This is a genomic window from Micromonospora phytophila (assembly GCF_023656545.1).
In the GTDB taxonomy this organism is placed as follows: domain Bacteria; phylum Actinomycetota; class Actinomycetes; order Mycobacteriales; family Micromonosporaceae; genus Micromonospora; species Micromonospora phytophila.
Genome location: NZ_JAMOKF010000009.1, coordinates 16,027 through 40,934, shown reverse-complemented (window position 1 = coordinate 40,934; position 24,908 = coordinate 16,027). Strand labels below are relative to the sequence as shown.

Here is a 24,908-nt window from a genome sequence, read left to right as displayed (position 1 = left end):
CGGGCTGTGGGACCGCACACGCACGTTGCCTGGGACCGTCCTTCGTGGTGGGTCGACGCGGGGCTGGCGAAAAATCACGGTCCTGACCGTGGCGCATGGCCGGGTTACAGGGTAGAAACATGCTATCCCCTTTTTTCACGGCGTGATACAAGTCGGACGGAGTCAGAGAGCGCTCTCTTACGGCATGTCGCGAGGGGCTCCCGCACTCATCGACGGCAACCTCCCACCCCCGCGTCGCTGCGTCCGGAACATCTTCCGGCCGGCGGAGAGGACGAACTAGATGACGACGCAGTCCCCTGGCGTGCGGCGGCGAATCGGCCGGGCGCTCGTGTTCGGTCTCGTGCTGACCGCAGCTGCCACCGCGACGAACACGGCGGCGACCGCCGGTCCGTCGCGGCACGGTACGCCGGACTTCGGGCCCAACGTCAAGATCTTCGACCCGAGCACCCCGGTCGGCGAGATCCAGGCGACGCTCGACGCGACGCACGCCCGGCAGGTCGGCAACGAGATGGGCACCGAGCGGTACGCCTACCTCTTCAAGCCGGGTAGTTACGGCACCGCCGAGCAGCCGCTACAGGTCAACGTCGGCTACTACACCGAGATCTCCGGTCTCGGGGCCTCGCCCACCGACGTGGACATCAACGGCAAGGTCGAGGTCTACAACCGCTGCCTCGAGGGCGGCGGCACGAGCAACTGCCTCGCGCTGGTCAACTTCTGGCGCACCCTGTCCAACCTGTCGATCAACATCAACGCGGCCGGCCAGGACGGCTGCCGGTCGTCGGCGAACTTCTGGGCGGTGTCCCAGGCGGTGTCGATGCGTCGGCTCGACATCAGCGGCGGCGGGTTGTCGCTGATGGACTACTGCACCGCCGGCCCCCAGTACGCCAGCGGCGGCTTCATCGCCGACTCGCGGCTGCCTGCCACCATCAACGGCTCGCAGCAGCAGTGGCTGACCCGCAACAGTGAGGTCGCCAGCTGGTCCAACGCCGTGTGGAACCAGGTGTTCGCCGGTGTCGTGGGCGCTCCGGACGACGCCGGGTTCCCGAACCCGCCGTACACCACGCTCGACACCACCCCGCTGAGCCGGGAGAGGCCCTACCTGTACGTCGACGCGAAGGGCCGCTACAACGTCCGCGTGCCCGCCGTGCAGCGCGACAGCCGCGGCGTCTCCTGGGCCGCCGGCATGACGCCGGGCCGGACCATTCCGATCCGCGACTTCTTCATCGCCAAGCCGTCCGACCCGGTGCACGTCATCAACAGCCAGCTCGCGCGCGGCAGGCACCTGCTGCTCACGCCGGGCGTGTACGACATCGCACGCAGCATCGAGGTCAGGCGCCCCGACACGGTGGTCCTCGGCCTGGGCCACGCCACCCTCACCGCCGTGAACGGCGCCGTCCCGCTGGACGTCGCCGGCGTCCCCGGCGTGGTCGTGGCCGGCGTCACGATCGACGCCGGCCTCACGGAGTCGCCGGTCCTGCTGCGGGTGGGCCGCAAGCACGGCCGCAACGCCAGCACCCCGCACAACCCGACGACGCTGTCCGACGTGTACTTCCGCGTCGGCGGGCCGCACATCGGCCGGACGAACATCGCGCTCGAGGTGAACAGCGACCACGTCCTCATCGACCACACCTGGGTCTGGCGCGGTGACCACGGCGTCGAAGGCTTCAGCGAGGGTGTCAACGGAGACACCGAGCGCTGGCGGACCAACACCGGTCGCTACGGTGCCGTCATCAACGGCGACCACGTGACGGCGACCGGGCTGTTCGTCGAGCACTTCCAGCGGTACAACACGGTCTGGAACGGCGAGCACGGTACGACGGTCCTGTACCAGAACGAGCTGCCGTACGACCCGCCGACGCAGGCCGACTGGATGAACGGCGACGTCGAGGGGTGGGCCGGCTACAAGGTCGGCGACCGGGTGAAGCACCACACCCTGCACGGCGGCGGCGTGTACGTCTTCAACCAGAACAACCCGTCGATCCACACCGAGAACGGCTTCGAGGTCCCGGTGACGCCGGGCGTCAGGCTGCACCACATCATGACCGTCAACCTCAGCGCCGGCACGATCGACCACGTGGTCAACGGCGTGGGTGAGCCGGCCGACACGACCCGGGTCGGCGCGCCGGTCTACCTCACGGAGTACCCGATCTCGTAACGGCACCGACGGGGCCGACGCAACCGCCTGCCCGGGATGAGCACACGGGAACGGCCGCGGGAAGGATCCCGCGGCCGTTTCCGGATCGGTGCGAGTACCCCGAGGTCCGTTTCACCGGCGCGGCGCAACGCCTGGCGATAGTCACGGTGCCGCCGGGTACGCCCAGCCCGGGGTCGTCGCCCAGGGCGACGGGCAGGTGGGTGGAAGGGTTGGTCGCAGCAGGCGCACGGCCACCTCGCAGCCGGTGCGATCGTCGCGGTAGGTGAGGGCTCCGACAGACACGCGACGGACTGGGTGAAGGAGCAGGCGCACCTGCCTCCGGACCAGCTGGCGCTGTCAGCACCGGGCGACGCACGGCGGCACGGTCATCTTGCAAGTACGACTCCATCACGCTTGGCGGCACCGAGCGGGATCCGATCTTCGTGGACGTCCTGACTCCCAACGGCTACTGACCGAGGAACATCAGTCGGCCGACAAACCCCTACGCTCGTCGGCTACCCGGCAGTGCCTTCGGTGGCGTGCCCACTGTTGATCGACCGCGGCGACCACAGCCGCCACAGGTCCTTCACGGACGGGCCGCCGGCAAGGCACCACAGGGCGATGACGGGGTCGCAGACCGCGCAGCCCAGCGAGGAGTGTGCCGCGAACGGCAAGATCGGTTTGCCGTGCAGGTGATGCAGGACGTCCCAGGCGGTGTGCATGAGCCATGCCAGGCCGATCCACCGCCAGGAGCGCAGTCCCCTGAAGGCAACGTACGTCATAGCTGCGGTGAACAGCAGTTCCCAGACTCCGAAGCCGCCGCTGAGATATGCGGCACCCGCCCCGGCAACCATCACCGCGTTGAACGACCGGCGGTGCGCGGCAGGGATCAAGGAGTTCAGTCCGGCGTAAGCCAGCCCGATCAGAATCGGCGCGATCACTATCACGCCAGAACGCTACGACCGGTCAGTGGTGGCGAACAGCGGCGTGAGCGCCAACCATCAACGGCTGCTCGCCACGCTGTTGATGGCAGCCGGGATAGCGTCAGCGGATGCATGCGGTAGCGGTCGTGGCCTTCGACGGGGTTGTCGGCTTCGACCTGTCGACGGCGCTGGAGGTTTTCGGCAGAGCTCGACTGCGTGACGGGCGGGCGGCCTACCAGGTGAAGGTGTGCGCCGACCGCCGCGATGTCGATGCCGGGCTGTTCATCCTTCGCGCGCCGTGGGATCTGGACGTGCTACGCGACGCGGACACGGTGATCGTGCCCGGCGTCGCGGATCTCCAGGCGCCTGTCTCACCGCAGGTCCTGACTGCCGTGCGGGCGGCGGCAGCCCGGGGAGCCCGGGTGGCGTCGATCTGCGTCGGCGCGTTCACCCTCGCCGCGGCCGGCCTGCTCGACGGCCGTCGAGCCACAACCCACTGGGCCGCGGCACCAGAGCTTGCCCGGCGCTATCCCGCCGTCACCGTCGAGCCGGACCTGCTGTACGTCGACGAGCACGATGTGCTGACCTCGGCGGGTGCCGCCGCTGGACTCGACCTTTGCCTGCACATGGTCCGACGCGACCACGGCGCCGCCGTCGCGGCTGACGTAGCCCGCACCTCGGTGATGCCGCTGGAACGCGCCGGCGGCCAGTCGCAGTTCATCAGCCACGAACCGCCCACAGCGCAGGGCAACTCCCTCGCCCCGCTGCTGCAGTGGCTGGCCAGCAACACCGCAAGTGACCTCAGCCTGGACGACATAGCAGCTGAAGCTACTGTCAGTGTTCGAACGTTGCTGCGGCGTTTTCGTCAACAAACCGGAACGACGCCGATGCAATGGCTCACCCACCACCGGGTGCGCCGGGCACAGCACCTGCTGGAAACTACCGCCGTGCCAGTCGAGCAGGTCGGGCAAGCTGCAGGGTTTACCTCAGCGACCACATTCCGCGACCGGTTCAAGGACCTCGTCGGCGTCAGCCCGTCGGCATACCGCCGCGCGTTCCCACCCCCAAACGCCGACCAGTCCATCAGCATCGATGGCAACCGGGAATCAACGGGACAGTCGCGGTAACCGGCTCTGCACGAAGAAGGCGGTCGCGGTGTGTGACCTATGCGAGCAGGATCCGCTGTCGCAGGAGAAAGAAGTCGGCTCGGCCAGCCGGGCGAGCAGTGGGCTGTCGAAGCGCGCAGGACTGTCGGCCCGGTCGGTCACAGTGGGGATGTGGCTGCTCGGCGCCGGCCGGGCCCGGATGCGTCGGCCAGGGCAGCCCCGGCCAGGACCGCCGCATGCGGCCAGGACCATGTTCTTGCGTACGCCCATCAGCGGACCGCCGCCGCGGCGGCCCGGCCGGCGATGCGGCCGGAGAACAGGCAGCCGCCGAGGAAGGTGCCCTCCAGCGAGTTGTAGCCGTGCATGCCGCCGCCGCCGAACCCGGCGACCTCGCCCGCGGCGTACAGTCCGGGCAGTGGCTCGCCGTTCGCCCGCAGGACCCGGCCGGCGAGGTCGGTCTGCAGCCCGCCCAGAGTTTTGCGGGTGAGGATGTTCAGGCGTACGGCGATCAGCGGTCCCGCCTTGGGGTCGAGCAGCCGGTGCGGCGTGGCCACCCGGACCAGCCGGTCCCCGCGGTAGGCGCGGGCCCCGCGAATCGCGGTGATCTGGGCGTCCTTGGTGTACGGGTTGGTGATCTCGCGATCCCGGGCGACGATCGTACGTTCCAGGTCGGCGAGCTCGATGAGCGGCTCGTCGGTCAGCTTGTTCATGCCGGTGACGAGTTCCGCGAGGGTGTCCGCGACGACGAAGTCGGCCCCGCGCTGCTTGAAGGCCTCGACCGGTGCCGGTGCGCCGGGACGGATGCGGCCCAGTACCTGACGGACGCTGCGCCCGGTCAGGTCCGGGTTCTGCTCCGAGCCGGAGAGAGCGAACTCCTTTTCGATGATCTTCTGGGTGAGTACGAACCAGCTGTGGTCATGGCCGGTCGCCATGAGGTGCTGCAATGTGCCCAGGGTGTCAAAGCCGGGGAAGAACGGCGCCGGCAGCCGTTGGCCCTGCGCGTCCACCCACAGCGACGAGGGACCGGGCAGGATCCGGATGCCGTGCCCGGGCCAGATCGGGTCGAAGTTGCGCAGTCCCTCGACGTAGTGCCACATCCGGTCGGGGTTGATGATCGTTCCGCCGGCGGACTGCGTGATGCCGAGCATGCGGCCGTCGACGTGCGCCGGCACGCCGGCCACCATGTGCTTCGGCGGCACGCCGAGCCGGGCCGGCCAGGCCTTGCGGACGAGATCGTGGTTGCCGCCGATGCCGCCCGAGGTCACGATCACCGCTGGGGCGCTGACCTCGAAATCGCCCACCGCTACCCGCGAGCTAGGCACGCCGCGTGCGACCGCGCTGGGCTCCAGCACGGTGCCGCGGACCCCGGTGACCACACCCGCCGTGGTGACCAGGCCGTCCACCTGATGCCGGAATCGCAGCTCAATCCGGCCGCGGGCGACGGCGTCGCGGACCCGGCGCTCGAACGGCTCGACCACGCCTGGACCGGTGCCCCAGGTGATGTGGAAACGCGGCACGGAGTTGCCGTGGCCCTCCGCCCGGCCGTCGCCGCGCTCCGCCCACCCCACCACCGGGAACAGCCGATGACCCATCGCGCGCAACCAGGCCCGCTTCTCGCCTGCGGCGAAGTCGACGTAGGCCTCGGCCCACCGGCGCGGCCAGGCGTCCTCCGGCCGGTCGAACGCGGCGCTGCCCAGCCAGTCCTGCCAGGCCAGCTCGCGGGAGTCGCGGATGCCCATCCGCCGCTGCTCCGGCGAGTCGACGAGGAACAGCCCGCCGAACGACCAGAATGCCTGGCCACCGAGATTCTGCTCCGGCTCCTGATCGAGCAGCATCACCCGCGCGCCGGCATCCGCTGCCTCGGCGGCTGCGACGAGACCCGCCAGGCCGCCACCCACCACGATCACATCTGTGTCCACCAGCCCAGCCTTACGGACCCGAGTGCCAAAGAGGAGTTGTACAGTGACGAAAATTTCGTTGCTCTTATCACCGAGGTGACAAAGCGAGGGACCCATGTCGGATGCCGTCCGGGACATCGAACCCCGGCTCGCCAACCTGGGCGCCCATGTCGGCGAGCACCTGAGGCGCAGCCGGGACGCACTGCACGCACGGCTGCTGGACACCGTACGCGCGGAGATGCGCTCACAGGGTCGCTCGCTGACCGGCGACCAAGGGCGCGGGCTGTCCCTGGGCGTGGAGACCGCGGTGACCGAGTTCGTCGAGGCCGTCGCCGACCCGGCCCGCGACCTCGAACCCACCAGGGCGGTGTTCCGGGCCCTCGGACGCACCGAGTTCTTCGAGGGTCACCAGGTCGACGCGCTGCGCACCACCCTGACGATCGGGGCCCGCGAGATCTGGTCGTTCCTGGTCGAGTCCGGCACCGACCGGCTGTCCCCGGAAGAGCTCTACGTGCTGGCCGCCGCCCTGTTCGGTTACGTCGACGCCCTCGCCGGGTCCGCGGCCGAGGGCTACCTGCAAGCCCAGCAGGACACATCACACGACTTGGTCGTGGCCCGTCGGCGGCTCGTCACCCTGCTCGTCCAGGCGGACCCGCCGGGCGATCCCGTCCTGCGCGCCGCCTCCGATGCGGCCCGCTGGCCTCTGCCGGCGTCAGTGGCCGTCGCCGCCGTCGAGGGCACCGACGCGGACCACCTCGCACGCGCCGTCGGCGGCGGCACCGTCGGTACGGTGATCGACAACGCCGTGCGGCTGGTCGTCGCCGACCCCGAAACTCCCGGGCGTCTCGCCCGGCTGCGGCACGTACTCGCCGGGCGCCGCGCCGCGCTGGGCCCGAACGTGCCGCTGGCGTCGGCTCGGCAGTCGTACCGTCTGGCTGCGCGGGCCCTGCTGCTACAGGGTGCCGGACAGTTGCCGGTCGACCGGATGCTGTGCTGTGAGGAATACCTGCTCGAGCTGCTCACGCAGTGGGAACCAGGGGTGGCCGAGCTTCTCGCCGCACGAGTGCTGGCGCCCTTGCAGGCCCTACCGGAAGCCTCGCGGCAGACTCTTTTTCAAACGCTGTATGCGTGGTTGCGCGCCCAGGGACAGGTGATCCCGACGGCTGCGGCGCTGCACGCGCACCCGCAGACGGTCCGGTACCGGCTACGCACCCTGCGCCGGCTCTTCGGTGCGCAGCTGCAGGACCCGGATGTACGACTGCGGCTGCACGTGGCCTTGGAGCGCCAACTCGCCGACTGAGGTGCAACGGGTGTCGGCCCTCGCACCCTGCGGGTGGCCGGTTGTTACCGTCAGGACAACTCCTCGCCAGGTTTTTGTCGGCAGGGGATCGTCCGTGACGAGCGTGATCGCCAGCCTGAAGACGTGAAGGAGACGGCCGACAGCTGGGGAAGAGCGCGGCAAAGCGCCATCTTCCGCGATGGTGCGAGTGGACGTCGACCGACGGTCCACGCAGCGCTTCCCGCCTTGTAGGACGAGGCCTGCAGGAAGCTCCCCCCGAGCGCACACGCCTACGTTGCGGGCAGCGCGGGGATGGAGGCGACGGCCGCGTGCCAACCGTCGCGCCTTGGACCGCCGGCACATCCTTCCCCGGATGCTGCGCGACGTCTCGAAGCGTCACTGTCGCTGCGGTGAAGTGGGTCGGGGTGTCGATTGAGGAATCGCTACTCCCGGCGAGCCTCGTAGTGCGCTGTTTCCAGTCACGGCGGGCGGGACCCGGGGTCGGGATCCCGCCCGCCACGGAGGTCGCGCACCCCAGCCTCCGAAGAAACAGGCGTCGATGGTCGGGGTGCTGTTACGGCTAAGCCGCAGCCGGGACGTCCCGCTCGGCGTCAGGTGCGCGGCGCCGCCACGGCGGCCTGGGCGTCGACGATGCCCCAGCCGTAAATCGGCGTATAGACACCACGCTGGCCGACGACCGGGGTGCGGGCAGTGGACATCAACACCGAGTACACGTTGTCAAGGCTGCGCTGCTGGGCGAAGAGCAGGGCCGCGACCCCCGACACGTATGGCGTGGCCATCGACGTGCCGGCGTAGGCGTCGTAGTCGCCCTGCCCGCAGGCGGCCGAGCCGGTGTCCACCGGGACGCTGGACCACACGTCGTCGTCGCAGTTGACGAGGCCAGCACCACCGGGGGCGGCGACCGCTCTCACGTCAGCTTTCACGCCCAGGTTGGAATACCACGCCTTCACCTCATTGCGGTCAGTGGCGGCGACACAGAGGGCGCCGGGTTCCCACGCCGGGGTGTCGCAGAGCGGTGCCGTCTCGTTGCCGGCGGCGGCGATGACCGCCACGCCTTTCGCGTGCGCGTACGCGATCGCCTCAGTCGCGGCCGACTCGAGCCCGGTGAGGGTGAGTGCCTGGGAGCCCGGCAGCGCCCCGAGACTCAGGGTGACCACCTTCGCACCGTGGTCGGCCGCGTACCGGATGCCCGCCGCGATGTCGGCGAAGCTGCCACTGCCCGCCTCCAACACCTTGATCGGCATGACCTTCGCGTCAGGGGCGGCTCCCGCGACACCGACGCCGTTGCCGGTGGCCGCGGCCGCGATGCCCGCAACGTGGCTGCCGTGCTCGTCGCCGGCGTCGGGCCTGCCGTTCGGCCCCCGCCAGTCGCCGTCACCGCAGGACACCGGGCCACAATCGACGAAGGTCGCCCCGGGCACAAGCTTGGAGGCCAGATCCGGGTGGCTGAGGTCGACACCGGTGTCCACGACCGCGATCACCACCCCGGATCCCGTGCTGGTTGCCCATGCCTGTTCGGCGTGGATCTGCAGCAGGCCCCACTGCTTGTCGTACAGCGGATCGTTGACAGCCGCTTGGGCGGGCGTTGCGGTGAGGGCCACGAGGACGGTGACCACCGCGGTGCCGGCCAGTAATCGCATGATCGACATGAGACCTCTTCTCAGGATGCGACAGTGCTTCATCTATGAATCGGTGATCACGCGCGAGACGCAACAGATCGACCCGAACGGGGCCGTGACGTCGACCGACGGCGCCATGTTCGACAACTGGTTGGCCTGGGCCACAACAAGGGCAAGTTCGGGCCGGACCATTGTTCCTGGCCGGCGATGCCGCGCACATGACACAGCCCCGCCGGCGTGCTTACGCCACCCGGCTAGGCTCGCGGGCGCTGTGGGCCGTGTCAGCCCGGGGGAACCACCACCCCGGGAGGCTGGCCGCCCCCCATGAGCTGCAGATACTTGTCTTTGCGCAACGGTCGCGGAGCGGCCGAACGCGGGTAACCTGCGGGCGTGAGGGACGGGGCTGCGCCATTCGATCCGGGGCATCCGACGCCGAGGGTTGTCACCGGCGTCGTGCCGCTGCTGTCGCAGGACTTCACCGAAGCGACGGTCAGCACGCTCCGGCATGCTCTCCATGCCCAGGTGACCGCCGAGGGACTGACCGGGGACGCCGGCTACGACTTCGTTCTCGCCGTCCACGAACTGGTTACCAACGCCGTCCGACACGGCGGCGGCCATGGACGTCTCGAACTGCGCCGGCAGAACGACGTCCTGACTTGCGAGGTCATCGACCGAGGTTCAGCGTTGGGTAGCCTGCCGGTGCGACTGCCCGCGGCCGACAGGGCCGGTGGACGCGGTTTGTGGCTCGCCCATCAGCTGACCGAAGGCCTCATCGTCACCCGCCGCCTCAACGGCGTGACCGCCATCGTCACCGCCTGCCTGTAACCGGCGGGCTTCTGCGCAGCTTCGCCCCTGAACAGGCGGTAAGCCTCAACCGCAACGTCCCCGCCCCATCGGCGGTCGGCCACATACCCGACCTGACCGGGCCTTGGCGGATAAGAAACGACGGCTGCGCACCAACCGACACAGCAGGTCGGCACGGGTCCATTCGCACATGCGGCCATCGCGCACTACCCGCATCGACCAGCCCTGTGGGACGCCGTCCAAGCCGAACAGTACCGCCAACCCGGCGTGGAGCACGCCGATCCAAGCTCTGCCCTGCTGGGATCCCCGTACGAGCTGGTCCGCCGCCATGACGACCGCCAGGATGACGACCCGATGCATCTACGGGCGGCGCAGTATTACCGGTTCAGCATCCGTAGCGGGTCAACGGCCGCCGTCAACGGCCGCCGTCGACCGCAGCCGTACACGGGCCCCGGGGCTCGGGCGCGCGGGACGCGGAGCGCCGGGTTGCCCGCCGATCGCGGCATTCCGTTCCAACCCGAGCTCAAGCTTCCGGCCGTTGATGCCGTGGCCGGTGATCGCCCAGCAGCGTGGATTGATGGCATCCACACGGTCGCTGGCCAACGATGGGGCGCCGAGCGCTCAGCGCCGACCCTCCTTGTGCTCGGCCGCCGCTCCGCGGGCAGCGTACGAGATGGTCAACCGCCCAGCGTCCCCCTGCGAACGTCATGTTCGGCGGACGCGTCCCCACCCCCGGTCGGTTCAGCCGCGGCGAGCAGGTCGTTGACCGCTCTGAGCAGCGTGTCGCATACGCGGTCCGGGTTGCCGAGGGCACCGCCCTGAAGGGCGCCGTCGCGCAGGAGCACCAACAGCCGCGCAGTGTGGTCGGGGTCGATGTGCCCGGCCTCTGCCGCCTGGTCGCGCAGTGCCTGGAAGAACCAGGCGTGGTGTTCCTCGACGGCCACGCGCACGGGATGGGCCGGGTCCGGATATTCCGCTGCGGCGTTGAGGAACGCGCAGCCGCGGAAGTCGGCTCGGCGCACGTCTTCGGCGACGGATTGCATGATGCCCAGCAGGGCTTCGCGTCCGCGGCGGTGGGCGGGGATCTGCGCGACGGCGGCGCGGATCTCCTGGCTGCGGCCTCGCAGGTAGGCGACGATCAGTTCCTCCTTCGCCGGGAAGTGGCGGTAGAAGGTCGCCCGGGTGACGCCGGCCTCGCTGACCAGGCGGTCCACGCCCACCGTATGCAGGCCTTCGGCGTAGAACAGGCGCGAGGCCGTTCGCAGCAACCGGTCCCGCGGGGCAAGCGCCGAGGTGGATGACATCCCCTCAGCATAAAGAGAGACCGTTCGTTCTGCCACCGCATACGGTAGCGACGTGATGTGCTCCACGCCGCCTTGCGAACGCTGGGAGAACGACTAGTCTTCCCGGTAGAAAGACCGATCGTTCTACCTCACCGAGGAGTCGTCATGCGCATCCGGAACCTGCTGAGCCTGTCCGCCCTCGCTGCCGTCGGAATCGTGGCCAGCCTCGGCACCGGCGTCGGCAGCGGCACGGCGAGCGCCGCCGCCGACCAGCACAACAGCCCCAAGCCCACCGTGGTGCTCGTGCACGGCGCCTTCGCCGACTCGTCCAGCTGGAACGGGGTGGTGTCGCGGCTGCAGAAGCGCGGATACCCGGTCATCGCGCCGGCGAATCCGCTGCGCGGCCTGAGCTCCGACGCCGACTACCTGAAGCACCTGCTGGCCACCGTTTCCGGCCCGGTCGTGCTCGTCGGGCACTCCTACGGCGGCTCGGTGATCACCAACGCGGCGGCGGGCAACCCCAACGTCAAGGACCTGGTGTACGTGGCGGCCTTCGCCCCCGAGGCCGGGGAGACCGTGCTCAGCCTGTCCGGCCAGTTCCCGGGTAGCACCCTCGGCGAGGCCCTGGCGCCCCCGGTTCCGCTCGGTGACGGCACCCACGACCTCTACATCCGGCAGGACGCGTTCCGCGGCCAGTTCGCCGCCGACGTTCCGGCCGCGGCGGCTGCCCTCTCCGCCGCCACCCAGCGCCCGATCCGCGACGCCGCGCTCGGCGAGGGCTCCGGTGCCCCGGCCTGGAAGTCGATCCCCTCGTGGTTCGTGCTCGCCGGTGCCGACAAGAACATTCCGATCGCTGGCCAGAAGTTCATGGCCGATCGGGCCGACTCCCGCCGCACCGTCACGGTCGATGGGGCGTCGCACTCGGTCGCGGTCTCGCACCCGGACGCCGTCGCCGCCCTGATCGTCGAGGCCGCCACCGCCAACTGAGCGGCCACCCGAAACACCCATCGCCCCTGCCGGCCCGCGATCTGGCGGGCCGGCAGGCGTGTATGCCTCCGCTGCTTCGGCGGTAGCGACCGGCACCTTGTTTACGACCTCGCGTCGAAGGCGATGCCCGACAGCTACTCCGCCCCCGGCCCACATACCGGCCCAACGCCGGCCCGGGCCAAGGCCTCGCCGCCTCGTGGGTCGGGATTGCCGTGAACGACTTGGCCCAGGTCCCCGCGCCGAAGGCCCCCGCCGCGCGCACCTACGGTGACGTCCGGGTCCTCGTTCACTTCGCCTCCTAAATGGTGCGTGAGGGATGTCGCTCGGCCGCTGAGCACGAGGAGAATGCTGGACAGAACGGGGATGAGGGACGAACCCGAGCTCCTAATCAGGTCACCACGCCGGCCCGTGCAAGCGCCGAGAACGGGCGCCCCGCCTGGCGGCTCGACGGGTCAACTTCAAGGCACGGAGCCAGTTCAAGTCGGGTCAGGCCCGGCCGGCGGGGACGCCGTCACCAGAACTGTCGGGTTCCACTTGATGCATGACACATCGGCTCCACTTGACGCGATACGGGTTCCCGCCCGACCGGTCGCCGCTGTTACACGTAGTTACTACTCAGCCGGGCCGACTCGACGGCCCGTCAGGGGTGCGCGGTCAACGGCATGTGCGGGTTGAAGGGTCAGGAGCCAATCCAGGTTGGTGTGCCGTTGTGAGTGGTTGTCGCTAGAACCGTGCAGCCCATCTCGTGCGCGGCGGCGGTGACGACGGCGCGGGCCGTGGCAGCGTCGCCCGGTGGGAACGCGACGCGGATCTGGTGGCCGTACGCGGTTTCGTAGGTCAATAGCCAGTCGCGGTCGATGGCCTTGAAGTGGTTCTGTCGCCCGTGGTCACTGATGAAGTTGCCGCGGTCCGCCGTGGGAGTGAGGGCAGCGCGGAGGATGCGCAGGCGTTCTTCGTACGGGCGGTCGCTGTCGGACAAACGCACGTAGACGTGGTCACGTTCGCGGACGGCGTCGAACCAGGGGATGCCGTGCGTCGTACCGAGGCCCGGTACCGGGCGACGCCCGCTCAGGTGCCCGTAGAGCAGGTCGACGGCGCCGGTGTCGTACCGGTCGCAGTGATCGCCGAAGTCGAAGACGACGACTGGCCATGTGTCCGGAACGCCCTCGGTCAGCCAGCACAACATGACGCCGTTCCCGGTAGCGGCCCATTGGAGCAGGCCGCCGGGCTCTGGATATAGCGGGTAGGGAAAGGCTTCCGGAAACTCGCCGCGCACATCCCGATACCCGTCGAGTAGTTCTCCGGCCTGCCACACCAGGTCGGCGTATCCGGAGGTCGCTGCGGCGAAGGGCGTGAACAGGGTGATGTCACCGAACTGGCCCAGGCCGTAAGTGACGACCAACGCACGGTAGTCGGTAGGCAGGGTGAAGCCTAGCGTTGCTTCCGTGCCCAATCGCCCTGCGCGTGGACCGGCGCTGCCGGCGGCGGAACAAGTCGAGCCATGTCATCGATGGTTGCCACGGATGATCAGCCTAGCGTCGAAGCGCTGTCCGCCCGGACCTCCCCGCGCTCGACGGTTGGACTAGGACGCTTGCTTCGGTTCGGGCTACTCATGGCCGGTGGCCATGATGAGGGCCTCGGTGAACTGCTTCCAGGTCGGCTGGTCAGGGAAGTAGTCTCCACGGTTGCGGTAGAGGCCGCGCAGGGCTTTGAGCGAGGACTCGAGTGCGTCCAGGAAGCGTTCGAGGGTGTGGTTCTCCCACTCGGTGGGGTGGGCGCGTAGGTCGGTGAGCATCCGTCCGACGATGTCGGCGGCGTCGGTGTTCGTGGTGACGTGGTTGACCTCGTCGGGACGGATGTTGGTGAACCTGCCGGTCTCGTAGGCGCTCATCGGGTCATCGTGCCTGTTCTGTAGGGGGAGTCGGTCTTGCGGGGTCGGCTGGCTTTGATGTTGCGGACGGGCTGGTGGGTGGTGCGTCGGACGGTGCCGTAGTCGCAGGTGATGGCTAGTTCGGTGTCGGGGACGTCGATGGTGGCGGTCTTGCCGGCGTGGACGCGCCCAAGGGCGACTTTCTGCCCGACGACCATGACGACGCCGTGTTGGATGCCCGTCGCTGGACCTTCACGGGATCGGTTGCGGGTTGCGGGGGTGGCCCGGCGGGACCGCGCAGCCTCGGCGGGGGTCAGCGGGTTGGGTCGGGTGCGCAGAAGTTCCGGGTGTCGAGGTCGAAGAAGCTCGCCCAAGCGATCTGACAGGTAGTCGGCGGGCCTAGCGTGTCCGCCGATCCGGTAACGCAACAGCGCCGGGTTCGAATCTCTTCGGGCGCGCATCTCCCCAGGTGAGCCCGGTCTCGGCTCCAAGATCAAGCCCATCCTTTTCGGTGGACCTCGTGCCGTGCCCGTGCGTCCATGCCCGCCGCGTCGTCGTGAACCAGGCGAGCCCGGCACGCGCCAGGCGGTCGCGCACCCGCGCCCACTCCGGCGGACCCGCGCCCTCCTCGCCGTACCGCGCGTCGTGCTCCGCCACCGGATCCGTCACTGGATCAGCCATGCCGACCGACCCTAGTGATGAGTTGTCGCGCCCGCACCCGTCACACCTAGGACGGGACACGACGAGGCGGAAGGATGACGTGATGAGTGCGGACACGCGGCTGGAGGAGCTGGGCGTGAGCGGTCTGGGCGAGAGCGGTCTGGGCGAGATCGACGAGCCGGCGTTCTCGGGGCTGGCGGAGCGGCACCGGCGGGAGCTGCACGTGCACTGCTACCGGATGCTCGGGTCGTTCGAGGACGCCGAGGACACCGTGCAGGAGACGTTCCTCCGTGCCTGGCGGCGGCGGGAGACCTTCGAGGGGCGGTCGACGTTCCGGGCCTGGCTGTACCGGATCGCCACCAACGCCTGCCTGGACCTGCTCGCCAAGTGCCGCCCGGAGCCCGCGACCGGCGGCGAGGTGCTGTGGCTGCAGCCCTACCCGGACCGGCTGCTCGACGAGCTGCCCGCCAGCGACGCGGAGGAGCCGGAGACCGTCGCCGTCGCGCGGGAGACGATCGAGCTGGCGTACCTGGTCGCTGTCCAGCACCTCGCGCCGCGCCCACGGGCCGTGCTGATCCTGCGGGACGTGCTCGGCTGGCCGGCGAAGGACGTCGCGGAGCTCCTCGGGGACTCCGTCAACTCCGTGAACAGCGCGCTGCAGCGGGCCCGCGCCGGCATGCGGGAGCACCTGCCCGCCGAGCGGCAGGACTGGACCGGCGGCGAGGAGGACGCCGGGACGCGCGAGCTGGTGCGCCGCTTCACCGACGCCAGCGTGGCCACGGACATCGACGTGCTCGCTGCCATGCTGCGGGACGACGTCCGCTGCTCGATGCCGCCCACGCCGGGCCTGTACGTCGGCCGCGACGCGGTGGTGAACAGCTGGGTCGAGGATGGATTCGATGGCATGAAGGGCCTGCGCGCGGTGCCCACCTCGGTGAACCGGCAGCCGGCCGTCGCCTTCTACCTGTGGCGGAAGCGGGAGGGCGCGTACCTGCCGCTGACGATCGACGTCCTGCGCGTCACCGGCGGGGCGATCACCGAGATCGTCACGTTCCACGACGACCAGTTCCCGCGGCTCGGGCTGCCTGAGCGCCTGCCGGCGGACGGCACGGAGTAGTCCCGGTGCGGACGCTCGCGCTGCGCGGTGGCGGGCGTGTCGTGGTGGTCGCGGCCGAGTGGTGCGACGCGTTCGGCGTCGTCACCCGCGGGCGGGTGCAGCTGGAGCTGCGCGACGGCGAGCCCGGGCCGGTCCTCGGACGCGACGCCGGGTTCTGGCTCCGCGGCACCGGCGTCCGCGCCCTGCGGAACCCCGGCCGTCGCACGGCGAGGATGCGCATCGTCACCCCCAGGGCCAGGACCGTCACCTGCCAGTCAACACACCCCTACGCCAGTCACCGAAAGATGGAGGATGACATGGACAGCATGAATGACACCGGGGTCGTCGCAGGCCCGCCATCGGGCCAGACCAGCCACACCCACCGACTCCGCGGGCTCGCCGGCACCGGCTTCGTTGCCACGCTCGCAGCGATGGTGGCCACCACCCTCGCCGCTGCGCTTGCCCAGGCCGTCGGCGTCGACTTCGAGGTCCCCGATGGTGGCGAGACGATCCCGTTGTCCGGGTTCGCCGTGGTGACCGGCTTCTTCTCGGTCGTGGGAATCGTCATTGCCGTCGCTCTTCTTCGTTGGAGCGCTCGCCCCGCCGAGCGATTCGTGTGGACGGCAGTGTCGCTGACCGCGATCTCGTTGGTCCCGCCCCTCCTCTCCGGGGCAAACACCGCCACCGCCACCGCCCTCCTCGGGCTACACCTCGTCCCTGCGACGGTGATGATCCCCACCCTGGCGCGGAGCCTCCACACCCGGACCGATTGACGATCCGCCCCGTCGGCCGGCAGACCGAGGTTCGCCCGTCCCACGCCGGCAAGCCGGACAGCGTTCCAACTACCGTTCCCAGCAAGCCGGCTGGTGGCGGCCGCCCGACCACCGTTCCGACTGACCGCCCCAGCACCTGATCAATAGTTGCCGGAGCGGCTCCAGGTCATCGGGACGACCGACCGAGGCAACCAGTGACGGCAAAGGGGCTCCCGGCCACGGCCGGGAGCCCCTTCATTGGCCTTGCTGGCGTATCAGTAGACGACCACGCCGTACGCGTTGGCCGCTTCGCGTACGGGCTGGTAGAAGGTCGTGCCGCCGGACCGGCAGTCGCCACTGCCGCCGGAGGTGATGCCGAGCGCCTTGGAGCCGTCGTAGAGCGGACCGCCGGAGTCGCCGGGCTCGGCGCAGACGGTGGTCTGGATCATGCCGCTCACGGTGCCGCCGCCCTTGCCGACGTAGCGAACCGAGACGTTGAGCGCGGTGACGGTTCCGCTGTGGGTGCCGGTGGTCGAACCGGTGCGCTTGACCGACTCCCCGACGTAGGCGTCGGCGACGGTGAATCCCCCGGGGTGGGTGAGGGAGGTGTTGTCGTAGCGGACCAGCGCGTAGTCGTTGCCGGGGTAGCTGGATCCGACGGTCGGGCCGATGAGGGTGGTGTGGCTGGAGTTGGTGTACCAGGTGTTGGCCACGTCTCCGCAGTGCCCGGCGGTGAGGAAGTAGTAGGTGCTGCCGCTGACGACGTTGAAGCCGAGCGAGCAACGGTAGCCGCCGCCGTAGATGGCGTCACCAGCGGACACCAGCGGGGCGAAGACACCCGAGGCTCGCTCGACGCGGATCGCACCGGCCTTGTCGCCGGCGCTCTGCCTGATCTTCGCAATCTCCGCGCGGGAAACGCTGCTGTCGGCGGTCACGACGACGCGGCCGGACGCCTCGTCCACACGCCAGGCGATGCCCTCGACTGCCGACCGTTCCACCGCGTCGCTCACCTGGGAGAGCTGGCTGGCGCTGTAGTCCTGAGGAGACGCCGACGCGGCGGCCGGCTGGGTGAAGGTGGCGGTGGCGACCATGCCGACGGCTACGGCGAAGATTCGGGCGGATCGGGCGATGTGACTGCGGGATGGGTTGCGCTTGATCCTCACTGTCTCCTCCTCAGGAGCGATAGGCCAGATGGGTGGTGGCCCCGTGAGCCGTTGGGGACGCCTCGCCGGGTCGGTCGATGCCGTCCTCCTGACACACGCTGCCGTCAGTATCGGGTTGCATCAATCAAACCGCAAGATGCATAACCATCTATGCAAATGCTGATCGGGAAGTCGCGCGGCCGACACACGACGACGCCGGCGCTCAGTCCCCGACCGGCCATGCAAGCCACGAGCAGGAAGCCGGCAGGTGAGCGCAGGACATCAGACATCCACGCTGGCGGCCGACCTCGGACATGCCGGAAGACAAGATCCAGAAGGTACGCGGATTGATCAAACGCATCGCTGGGGGAGCGGTCGGGCCTGTGTCGACTGAGCAATGGACTGTCATGACCTGCGCCGACGTCGCCCCGGCGTCCTGCCCACCAGCACATCTGCCACGCTGGTGAGCCGTTGCGAACGGTAAGAAAGGCTGTGGTTGTGCGGCGGCTTGCTCCGGTGAGTCGCAGGTGACGGTCGCCGCTCTGTTGACCAGGTCGCTAATGGTCTCCTGCGCTTCGGCCAGCTTGGGTCCGACCGTTGGTGAGATGAGCACCGACCGCCACATGGCGTACGTCGATGACGGGCTGAGCCGATCGAGTGACCAGGATGGGCCGCCAATCGACGTGGCCACCGGTGCGCCCCGCTGCATGGATCCTTTCTGCCAGGATGGCGGCCATGTTCGACGGCGAGTTGGCGATCCAAGGGTACGAGCTTCCGGACGGCGCGCGGCTCGTCGACGGCAAGGTCCTGCTTCAGCAGCCCGGGTTCTGGCCGGTGTACCTGGCCTACATGGGCGGCGCGGTATATGACACGTCAGCGGCGTTCGACGTACCCGAGTCCGCACGTTCCGACATGGAGCGGACGCTGCTGGACCGGGCGCAGTGGCCGGTGTTGTCGCTGCGACTGACACCTGCGCAAGGCACGTGGTGGCGGTGGTTGCGCATCGTCAATCGCAACATGCCCGACGATGGCGGGCTCGACGTGCTGGTCACTTCGGATCTCGGCGGGTCGGCTGTCCGGATCGCCGGGTTGGGCGAGTTCTACGGGCCGGGGCTCTGCTGGGAAGAACTGCGGGCGCTGGCGGACATGCCCGATCCCGCGCTGAGCCGCGAGCAGCGCCTGTTGCTGGCGTTGCCGTTCGTGGGCGACAAAGTGGTGCCGGCCGATGCCCGTACGGTCGTCGCGGCGGCATTGCGGTCCGTGGGTGCGACGGGCGATGTCGACACGCTCGTCAGCGATCTCGTGGATCCGGCGGAGGGTTGGGGCGCTGGGATGTGGGTGATCCGGCACGGCGTACGGATGTGTCTGGCCCGGCACGCGCTGCGGCACATGCAGGACACGTCGCTGAACGAGCTGCGGGAGGTCGACCTGGCGTTCGGTGCCCGATTCGCTCGAAGTCGATCGGGTAGCCGGGAGTATCGGCCGCGCGCAGCGGGCCGAACGATGCCGCGATGGCGGTTCGAGGTGGTCGAGGCCCGGGCGGACGGTGTGGGTCTGCGGCTACTGGGCCGCCTCGACGGTGAAATCCGAGACGGGGAATCGGCGCGGCTGGTGGACGGTGTCGCCGAGGTACCGATCGCCGCGGTTCGGGTCGGGGAGGACCCGGCGACCCGGAATCTGTTCCTGACGATAGACGCGGAAGTGCCCCCACCGGCGCCAGGCGCGCAGCTGCTTCCTGCAGACGGATAGCGCGTCAGAGGACAGCGGTGACCTCACGATGCCCGTGCACCGGGGTGCCGCCTGGCAGGGCGGGCCGTAGGCCCTCCGTCCGGCCTGGCAGTTCCGGGCACAGCGAGGCGATCCGGGCGGAGTCGACATCCGAGCTCCCTCTTTCGGGCGACCTTGTACATGGATATGCTCCGATCCCCGATGTCTCATGCCGCCCACCGATGCCGGGGGTGCGGTGGCTGGCCGGGTGGAGGACGCATGCGCAGGGCACTGGCTGGTCTGCTGGTGGGAGTCGTCGGTGCCGTCGGGCTGAACGCGGTGCCCGGGGCGGCCTCGGCAGCGTCGGACGACCCGCACACCGCCGGGCCGTTGACGATCCAGAGCGTGCCGAACGGGCGCATGGTCGACGTCGACGGCGGCGAGATGCGGGACGGCCGGAAGATCCACGAGTGGACGTACAACGGCTCCGGCGCCCAGCAGTGGCGCCTGCGGCGGGCGGGGACCCACTACCAGATCGAAGCCGTCACCGATCCGGCGTTCTGCCTTGGACGGGAGCGCGACGGCGACCTGGCCCGGGTAGTCCTGCACCGCTGCGCCGACGGGCTGACCGACTGGGACCTGCAGGCGCTGGGCGGCGAGCGGTACCGGATCAGGAACCCGACCGGGGATCTCTACCTGCACGTGTGGAACGAGGTGCCCACGAACGGGCGGGAACTGGTGGTGAGCGCGAACGATGCGGCCGGCGCCGAGTGGTACCTCACCGACCTTGCGGTGCCGCGCCGTGCGATGCCCGCCGACCCCCGCCTGGACCAGCTGAGCTTCCTGGCCGCGCACAACGCGATGGCGAACAGCGACGAGGGGTTCTGGGGGCGCTTTCCGAACCAGTCGTACCGGCTGCGCGACCAGCTCAACCACGGCATCCGAGGACTGCAACTGGACGTGCACGCGTACCGCGGCGACGTGCGGATGTGTCACGGCGGGTGCTGGGGCAACGAGCGGACGCTGAGCGACGGACTGCGGGATGTGGTGGGCTTCCTCGACGGCAACCGGGACGCAGTGGTCACCGTCTTCCTTGAGGACTACACGAGCGTGGACGAGCTGCGCTCGGCTGTCGATCGGGTGCCCGGCCTGCAGGACGTGCTCTTCCACCCGGACCGGTCCGGTGTCCGCGACCACGGATGGCCGCGCCTGTCCGAACTCGTGTCGAGCAACCGCCGGCTGCTCATCTTCTCCCAGCGTCCCGGGCGGGAGAGCTTCGGCGTGATGCACGACCGGGACTGGACCGCCGAGAACTACTGGTCGCTGGGGGACGGCGGCGGCGCGCTGGACTGCTACAGCCGATGGGACGAGGTCCCCCTGCCGAAGGAGGAACCGGGATTCCGGCGGCTGCACGTGATGAACCACTACCGCAACATCCCGACCGAGTGGGCGGCCACCGCCGACAACGGCGCCAAGCTGCGGGACCGGGTGCGGCACCTGTGTGGCCCATCGGCGCGGCGCAAGCCCAACTTCGTGGCGGTGGACTTCTACCAGAAGCCCGAGGGCGGAGCGACCTGGGACCTGATCCGGGAGCTCAACACGTACTGGTGAGCAACGAGGCTCGCAGGGTGGAGTTCAGGGCTCCGGGTAGGTCGAATCGGCCGGAGCGTCGCGCAGTCTCGGGGAGATGGCGCGGTGCGGCGAGCATCAGAGATGCCGAGCGGCACGTTGAGGAAGAACCCGACGCGCCAGGAGAGCAGGTCGGTGACGACGCCGCCGAGCACCAGACCGGCGCTGGCGCCGACGCCTGCCGTGGCGGCGTAGTAGCCGAGCGCCCGGGTGCGGTTGGGCCCTCACGGCAGCTGGTCGACAGCAGGGCGAGCGTCGAGGGTGCCAGGACCGCGGCGCCGATGCCCTGCACCGCCCCGGCGGCGACGAGCCAGGCGGGGGACTGCGCCACGCCGATGGCGAGGGACGCGGCCGTGAAGATCGCCAGATCGGTGACGAACATGCGGCGGTGGCCGAGCAGGTCCGCCGGCGCGGGCCCGAGCAGCGGCAGGCCGCCGAAACATAGGATGTACGCGTTCTGCACCCACGACAGCCCGTTGGCCGAGAACCGAGGTCGGTACAGATCTCCGGCAGCGTGGCGATGACGATCGAGATGTCCAGCACGATCATCGGGTGGCTGACCAGGATGAGCGCCAGGACAGCCGTCGGCGTGGTGCGAACGACATGGTGGCGGTCCTGGACCAGCAGGGGCAGGCCAGGACGGCGCAGGAGGCCGACAGGGCGTGACCCGGTCGCCCTCCCGGCCCTCGTGACACCCAGCGAGCAACCGTGGAGATTCTGACCAAGCAGCCAAGCACGAGGGGCCCGGCTGCTTGGTGGTGAACGGCCTGCGGAGTTCGGACCGCTGGTGGGCCAGGGCGATCGTGGACGGACAGCTCAGGCGGCGGACAGCTCTGTGTGCATCGGGCCCGAGGGCGCGCTCACGGGAGAGGGCTTGAATCCCCTGAGGATGAGGTACGCGGCGAGGCTGACCTCCCACGCGAACACCGGAAGCGCGGCGATCGAGCCCCAGGTGGAGATCTGGTCGTAGAGCCCGAACATCACGGCGGTCGCCGACGCGCAGATCAGCGGTCCTCCGACGAGCCCCAGCACGGCGATGAACCGCGGCACGAGCCGGGACCGGTACATCAGGTAGGCGAGCAGCAGGCTGTTGGCTCCCAGCGCGAAGTTGGGGCCGAACAGGAACGTCCAGTCGTGGATGGCGACGAGCGACGTGCCGACGGTGACGAGCGAGGCCTGGTCCGTGCCCACAGCCCCCGCGAGGTCCTGTCGCAGCGTCACGACCGACAGGACGCTGAGGATGCCGACGACGATGATTGCGGCTTCCAGCAGGCGACTGCAGAGGTAGCCGAGGGCGATGCTGTGGTGCTGCCTCTTGACGACGGGATACAGCGTGACCGCCGTGCCGATGACGGCGACGACGAGGAGCAGTTCCAGGAACCCGCCCGTCAGCACGCGATCGTCGGCGCCGGCGCCGACGATGTAGTTCGCGTCGCTCAGGACGGGGCCGTACAGCACCAGCCCCGCGATGGCGGTGATCTCTGTGATCAGGAAGAACACGCCCGCGGTCACCGCGGTCCCTCTTGTAGAGCTCATGTCGACTCCTCTTCCCGATCCCGGGGTGTACGCCGTACACCCGAACATGCGGGACCCTAGGTGTACGCTGTACACCTGTCAAGGGGGGTGCCGGTCAGTGGTTGACGCGGAGGAAGGTGATCATCCGATGGCTGAGCAGAGGACGGCCTCACGCCGCGTCCCGCTGAGCAGGGATCGGGTGCTGCGCGCCGCCGTCGCGCTCGCCGACGACTCCGGGATCGACTCACTCAGCATGCGCAAGCTCTCCCAGGAGCTCAGCGTCGTACCCATGGCGCTGTACACGTCGCGAACAGGGTCGGGCCGACCGGGGCGTCGGAACCGGCCTCGAGATCGCCAGGTGGATTCACCGCCCGACCCCGTTGAGGCGCGGGCCTGGCGACGTCGCGGGAGACTGACCCGATGTCCTCGACGATGCTGGTGGTCGGCCCGAAGCTGGCGGTGACCCTGGTCGTGCTGACCGCCGCGGCAGCGGCCGTCGCGACGGTCGGGAAGCTCGGGCACGGCCGCCAGATCGCCGTTGCCGCCATTCGCGCGGCGGTTCAGTTGGCGGCCGTGTCGCTGCTGATAGCCGCCATCGTGGCGTCGCTGTGGGCCACCGCCGGTTTCGTGGTGGTGATGTGCGCGGTCGCGGTCGGCACCTCCGGCCGGCGGATCACCGGTGGGACGGGTGGTTGGTGGGCCGGTGTGCCGATCGCGGCGGGAAGCCTGTCCGTCGTGGCGGGTCTGCTGCTGACGGGCCTGTTGCCGCTGCGCGGGATCGCGATCATCCCGGTGGCCGGGATCCTGATCGGCGGGGCGATGACCGCCACCTCGCTAGCGGGTCGGCGGGCCCTGGACGAGGTGACCGGTCGGTGGGGCGAGGTGGAGGCGGCACTGGCCCTGGGCCTGCTGCCCCGGGACGCGATGCTGTTGATCTGCCGTCCGGCGGCCGGCCAGGCGTTGATCCCGGCGCTGGACCAGACCCGCACGGTGGGCCTGGTGACCCTGCCCGGGGCTTTCGTCGGGATGCTGCTCGGCGGGGCGAGCCCCCTCGTGGCCGGGATCACGCAACTTTTCGTCCTCGTCGGACTCCTGGCCGTGGAGACCGTCGCGGTCGTCCTGACTGTCGAACTGGTGGCCCGTGGGTGGCTGCTACAGCGAGGAACTGGTCAGCGTCGCCGGAGAGCGTGAGGTCCCTGTCGGCTCCTACCACCAGGTGCTCACCACGCTCATCGGCCTTGTCAAACACGCCGCCGCCGTGGAGCGGAACTGGTTCCAACACTGCATGGCAGAGCAGCCACGTGAACAGATCGCCGGCAACACATGGGGCGACGACGCCAGATGGGAGGTGACTAGCGTCCCCGCCGGCGCCGCGCCGCCCGGCAACGCGACCGCTCCGTCGAGTCAACCGGCCGCTGCCACAGCGGACCGGCCTGCGGATTCATCGGCTGCCGGTCACGGCCCGCCGAGGGTGTCCGTGCGGCTGGTCACCAGGCCGTTGCCGTCTTCCCGCCTCGGGTCGGCGGTGCGGCGTTCCTGTTTCACCCGATAGAGGCGCTGGTCAGCCACCTGCATCAGGGCCTCGATCGTGTCGCCGTCATGCGGAGCGGTGGCCGCGCCGATGCTGACGCCGGTGTGCCGGCGCACCGCGGCGTCGATCCGGGTCGCGGCCGTCCGCGCGGTCGCCTCGTCCGCGTCCAGCAGGACGACGACGAACTCGTCACCGCCGATGCGGGCGATGACGTCCTCGGCGCGGAGCACCTCTCGTGCCGCCGCCACCGTCCGCCGCAGCAGTTCGTCGCCGGCGGCATGCCCGAGGCGGTCGTTGACGAGCTTGAAGTCGTCGAGATCCAGGCAGAGCATGGACGGGCCGCGCCGCCAGCAGCCCCTGAACAGCGGTTCGGTGATCTCGGCCAGGCCGCGCCGGTTCAGGGCGCCGGTGAGCGGGTCCAGCGCCGCGAGAGCACGGAGCTGGGAGCGCTGCCGCACGAGTTTCCGTGTCTGCGTGGAGCAGACCGAGGCCAGGACCGCCATGCCCGCGACGTTGATGAAGACGTGACCGGGCGGTGTCGGTTGCCCAACGGCCGCGAGGGCGAGGTAGGACCCGATCAGCAGCCCTTCGAGCCCCATCATCAGACGTACGTGCGGCGTGTGGCTGGCGACGAACACGGTTGTGGTCAGGAAACCCAGGGCGGCCGGGGAGGCGACCCCGCCGTCCCAGTACGCGCCGAGCGCCACCACGGCGAGCGTGACCAACAGGATCGTGAACGACACCCGGTACCCCGAGGCCTTCGTGGTCACCGTCTTCGCCGCCCACACGCCCACCATGCCGGACGCCATCCCACAGCTGTACGCCGCGATCATGAAGCCCCGATTCGGCTCACCCAACGTCACGAGGCAGTAGACGACGGCGATCCCGTGGGAGACGACGTGCAACGCGGCGCTGAGCAGCATCCTTCGACGGCGCTCGTTCACATTGTCCA

22 protein-coding genes and 3 pseudogenes are annotated in these 24,908 nt (G+C 69.7%); 12 read left to right on the top strand and 13 right to left on the bottom strand.

What is annotated here, in order from left to right:
• The first annotated feature begins 280 nt into the window (after positions 1-280).
• Entirely contained in the window at positions 281-2,155 is a 1,875-nt protein-coding gene (locus tag NCC78_RS03180) for a pectate lyase-like domain-containing protein (RefSeq protein WP_250791639.1), read from the top strand.
• Positions 2,156-2,296: 141 nt separating this feature from the next.
• On the opposite strand, the gene NCC78_RS03175 is transcribed toward NCC78_RS03180, so the two are convergent.
• Complete coding sequence (locus NCC78_RS03175) at positions 2,297-2,437, bottom strand: hypothetical protein (protein WP_250791638.1); 141 nt, start codon at positions 2,435-2,437, stop codon at positions 2,297-2,299.
• A gap of 212 nt (positions 2,438-2,649) precedes the next feature.
• On the bottom strand, positions 2,650-3,081 hold the full coding sequence (locus NCC78_RS03170) for a DUF6010 family protein (protein WP_250791636.1): 432 nt from the start codon (positions 3,079-3,081) through the stop codon (positions 2,650-2,652).
• A 104-nt stretch (positions 3,082-3,185) separates the two neighbouring features.
• Between NCC78_RS03170 and NCC78_RS03165 the strand changes: the two genes are divergently transcribed.
• Positions 3,186-4,184: a GlxA family transcriptional regulator gene (locus NCC78_RS03165; RefSeq protein WP_250791634.1), complete on the top strand. Its 999-nt coding sequence runs from the start codon at positions 3,186-3,188 to the stop codon at positions 4,182-4,184.
• A gap of 248 nt (positions 4,185-4,432) precedes the next feature.
• On the opposite strand, the gene NCC78_RS03160 is transcribed toward NCC78_RS03165, so the two are convergent.
• Positions 4,433-6,082 carry an FAD-binding dehydrogenase gene (locus NCC78_RS03160; RefSeq protein WP_250791633.1) on the bottom strand — a complete coding sequence of 550 codons (1,650 nt, stop codon included), beginning with the start codon at positions 6,080-6,082 and terminating at the stop codon, positions 4,433-4,435.
• Positions 6,083-6,176: 94 nt separating this feature from the next.
• Between NCC78_RS03160 and NCC78_RS03155 the strand changes: the two genes are divergently transcribed.
• Complete coding sequence (locus tag NCC78_RS03155) at positions 6,177-7,361, top strand: PucR-like N-terminal domain-containing protein (RefSeq protein WP_250791631.1); 1,185 nt, start codon at positions 6,177-6,179, stop codon at positions 7,359-7,361.
• 590 nt (positions 7,362-7,951) lie between these two features.
• On the opposite strand, the gene NCC78_RS03150 is transcribed toward NCC78_RS03155, so the two are convergent.
• Positions 7,952-9,001: a S8 family serine peptidase gene (locus tag NCC78_RS03150; protein WP_250791629.1), complete on the bottom strand. Its 1,050-nt coding sequence runs from the start codon at positions 8,999-9,001 to the stop codon at positions 7,952-7,954.
• A gap of 369 nt (positions 9,002-9,370) precedes the next feature.
• Here NCC78_RS03150 and NCC78_RS03145 point away from each other — a divergent pair, with 369 nt between their 5' ends.
• The gene (locus NCC78_RS03145; RefSeq protein ID WP_250791627.1) at positions 9,371-9,805 is read left to right on the top strand and encodes an ATP-binding protein; all 435 of its coding nucleotides are present in this window, start codon (positions 9,371-9,373) and stop codon (positions 9,803-9,805) included.
• 656 nt (positions 9,806-10,461) lie between these two features.
• Here the strand turns inward: NCC78_RS03145 and NCC78_RS03140 are convergent.
• Positions 10,462-11,088, bottom strand: a complete 627-nt coding sequence (locus NCC78_RS03140; protein ID WP_250791624.1) for a TetR/AcrR family transcriptional regulator — start codon at positions 11,086-11,088, stop codon at positions 10,462-10,464.
• A 144-nt stretch (positions 11,089-11,232) separates the two neighbouring features.
• Between NCC78_RS03140 and NCC78_RS03135 the strand changes: the two genes are divergently transcribed.
• Positions 11,233-12,054: an alpha/beta fold hydrolase gene (locus tag NCC78_RS03135; RefSeq protein WP_250791622.1), complete on the top strand. Its 822-nt coding sequence runs from the start codon at positions 11,233-11,235 to the stop codon at positions 12,052-12,054.
• A gap of 679 nt (positions 12,055-12,733) precedes the next feature.
• On the opposite strand, the gene NCC78_RS03130 is transcribed toward NCC78_RS03135, so the two are convergent.
• From NCC78_RS03130 to NCC78_RS03120, 3 genes are all read right to left on the bottom strand, one after another.
• Positions 12,734-13,507 carry an SMI1/KNR4 family protein gene (locus NCC78_RS03130; RefSeq protein ID WP_284706213.1) on the bottom strand — a complete coding sequence of 258 codons (774 nt, stop codon included), beginning with the start codon at positions 13,505-13,507 and terminating at the stop codon, positions 12,734-12,736.
• Between the two features lie 153 nt (positions 13,508-13,660).
• Complete coding sequence (locus tag NCC78_RS03125; RefSeq protein WP_250791619.1) at positions 13,661-13,945, bottom strand: DUF7660 family protein; 285 nt, start codon at positions 13,943-13,945, stop codon at positions 13,661-13,663.
• A complete protein-coding gene (locus NCC78_RS03120) occupies positions 13,942-14,142 on the bottom strand; it encodes a hypothetical protein (protein WP_250791618.1) in 201 nt (66 codons plus the stop codon). The genes NCC78_RS03125 and NCC78_RS03120 overlap by 4 nt, the downstream gene beginning before the upstream one ends.
• Positions 14,143-14,687: 545 nt before the next feature.
• On the opposite strand from NCC78_RS03120, the gene NCC78_RS03115 reads away from it, so the two are divergent.
• Both NCC78_RS03115 and NCC78_RS03110 read left to right on the top strand, forming a co-directional pair.
• On the top strand, positions 14,688-15,701 hold the full coding sequence (locus tag NCC78_RS03115) for an RNA polymerase subunit sigma-70 (protein WP_250791617.1): 1,014 nt from the start codon (positions 14,688-14,690) through the stop codon (positions 15,699-15,701).
• 41 nt (positions 15,702-15,742) lie between these two features.
• Positions 15,743-16,453 carry a DUF6069 family protein gene (locus NCC78_RS03110; protein WP_250791615.1) on the top strand — a complete coding sequence of 237 codons (711 nt, stop codon included), beginning with the start codon at positions 15,743-15,745 and terminating at the stop codon, positions 16,451-16,453.
• Between the two features lie 254 nt (positions 16,454-16,707).
• On the opposite strand, the gene NCC78_RS03105 is transcribed toward NCC78_RS03110, so the two are convergent.
• Positions 16,708-17,595, bottom strand: coding sequence for a S1 family peptidase (locus tag NCC78_RS03105; protein WP_250791614.1), 888 nt, complete (start codon positions 17,593-17,595; stop codon positions 16,708-16,710).
• A gap of 714 nt (positions 17,596-18,309) precedes the next feature.
• Between NCC78_RS03105 and NCC78_RS03100 the strand changes: the two genes are divergently transcribed.
• Both NCC78_RS03100 and NCC78_RS03095 read left to right on the top strand, forming a co-directional pair.
• Positions 18,310-19,323 carry a hypothetical protein gene (locus tag NCC78_RS03100; protein ID WP_250791613.1) on the top strand — a complete coding sequence of 338 codons (1,014 nt, stop codon included), beginning with the start codon at positions 18,310-18,312 and terminating at the stop codon, positions 19,321-19,323.
• 237 nt (positions 19,324-19,560) lie between these two features.
• The gene (locus NCC78_RS03095; protein ID WP_250791612.1) at positions 19,561-20,892 is read left to right on the top strand and encodes a phosphoinositide-specific phospholipase C-related protein; all 1,332 of its coding nucleotides are present in this window, start codon (positions 19,561-19,563) and stop codon (positions 20,890-20,892) included.
• Here the strand turns inward: NCC78_RS03095 and NCC78_RS32390 are convergent.
• From NCC78_RS32390 to NCC78_RS03090, 3 genes and pseudogenes are all read right to left on the bottom strand, one after another.
• A pseudogene (locus tag NCC78_RS32390) lies at positions 20,829-21,116 on the bottom strand (hypothetical protein); the annotation flags it as partial. The gene NCC78_RS03095 and the pseudogene NCC78_RS32390 sit on opposite strands and share 64 nt — an antisense overlap.
• 38 nt (positions 21,117-21,154) lie before the next feature.
• Positions 21,155-21,412 (bottom strand): annotated as a pseudogene (locus tag NCC78_RS32385) (MFS transporter); the annotation flags it as partial.
• A 314-nt stretch (positions 21,413-21,726) separates the two neighbouring features.
• Positions 21,727-22,422, bottom strand: a complete 696-nt coding sequence (locus tag NCC78_RS03090; RefSeq protein WP_250791611.1) for a DUF4386 domain-containing protein — start codon at positions 22,420-22,422, stop codon at positions 21,727-21,729.
• Positions 22,423-22,573: 151 nt separating this feature from the next.
• Between NCC78_RS03090 and NCC78_RS03085 the strand changes: the two are divergent.
• The 3 genes and pseudogenes from NCC78_RS03085 to NCC78_RS03075 all read left to right on the top strand — a co-directional run.
• A pseudogene (locus tag NCC78_RS03085) lies at positions 22,574-22,726 on the top strand (TetR/AcrR family transcriptional regulator); the annotation flags it as partial.
• A 119-nt stretch (positions 22,727-22,845) separates the two neighbouring features.
• On the top strand, positions 22,846-23,616 hold the full coding sequence (locus NCC78_RS03080) for an ABC transporter permease (protein WP_250791610.1): 771 nt from the start codon (positions 22,846-22,848) through the stop codon (positions 23,614-23,616).
• Positions 23,567-23,977: a mycothiol transferase gene (locus tag NCC78_RS03075; RefSeq protein ID WP_308220857.1), complete on the top strand. Its 411-nt coding sequence runs from the start codon at positions 23,567-23,569 to the stop codon at positions 23,975-23,977. The genes NCC78_RS03080 and NCC78_RS03075 overlap by 50 nt, the downstream gene beginning before the upstream one ends.
• Here NCC78_RS03075 and NCC78_RS03070 read toward each other — a convergent pair.
• On the bottom strand, positions 23,881-24,879 hold the full coding sequence (locus NCC78_RS03070) for a GGDEF domain-containing protein (protein WP_250791608.1): 999 nt from the start codon (positions 24,877-24,879) through the stop codon (positions 23,881-23,883). The genes NCC78_RS03075 and NCC78_RS03070 overlap by 97 nt on opposite strands.
• Positions 24,880-24,908 lie beyond the last annotated feature (29 nt).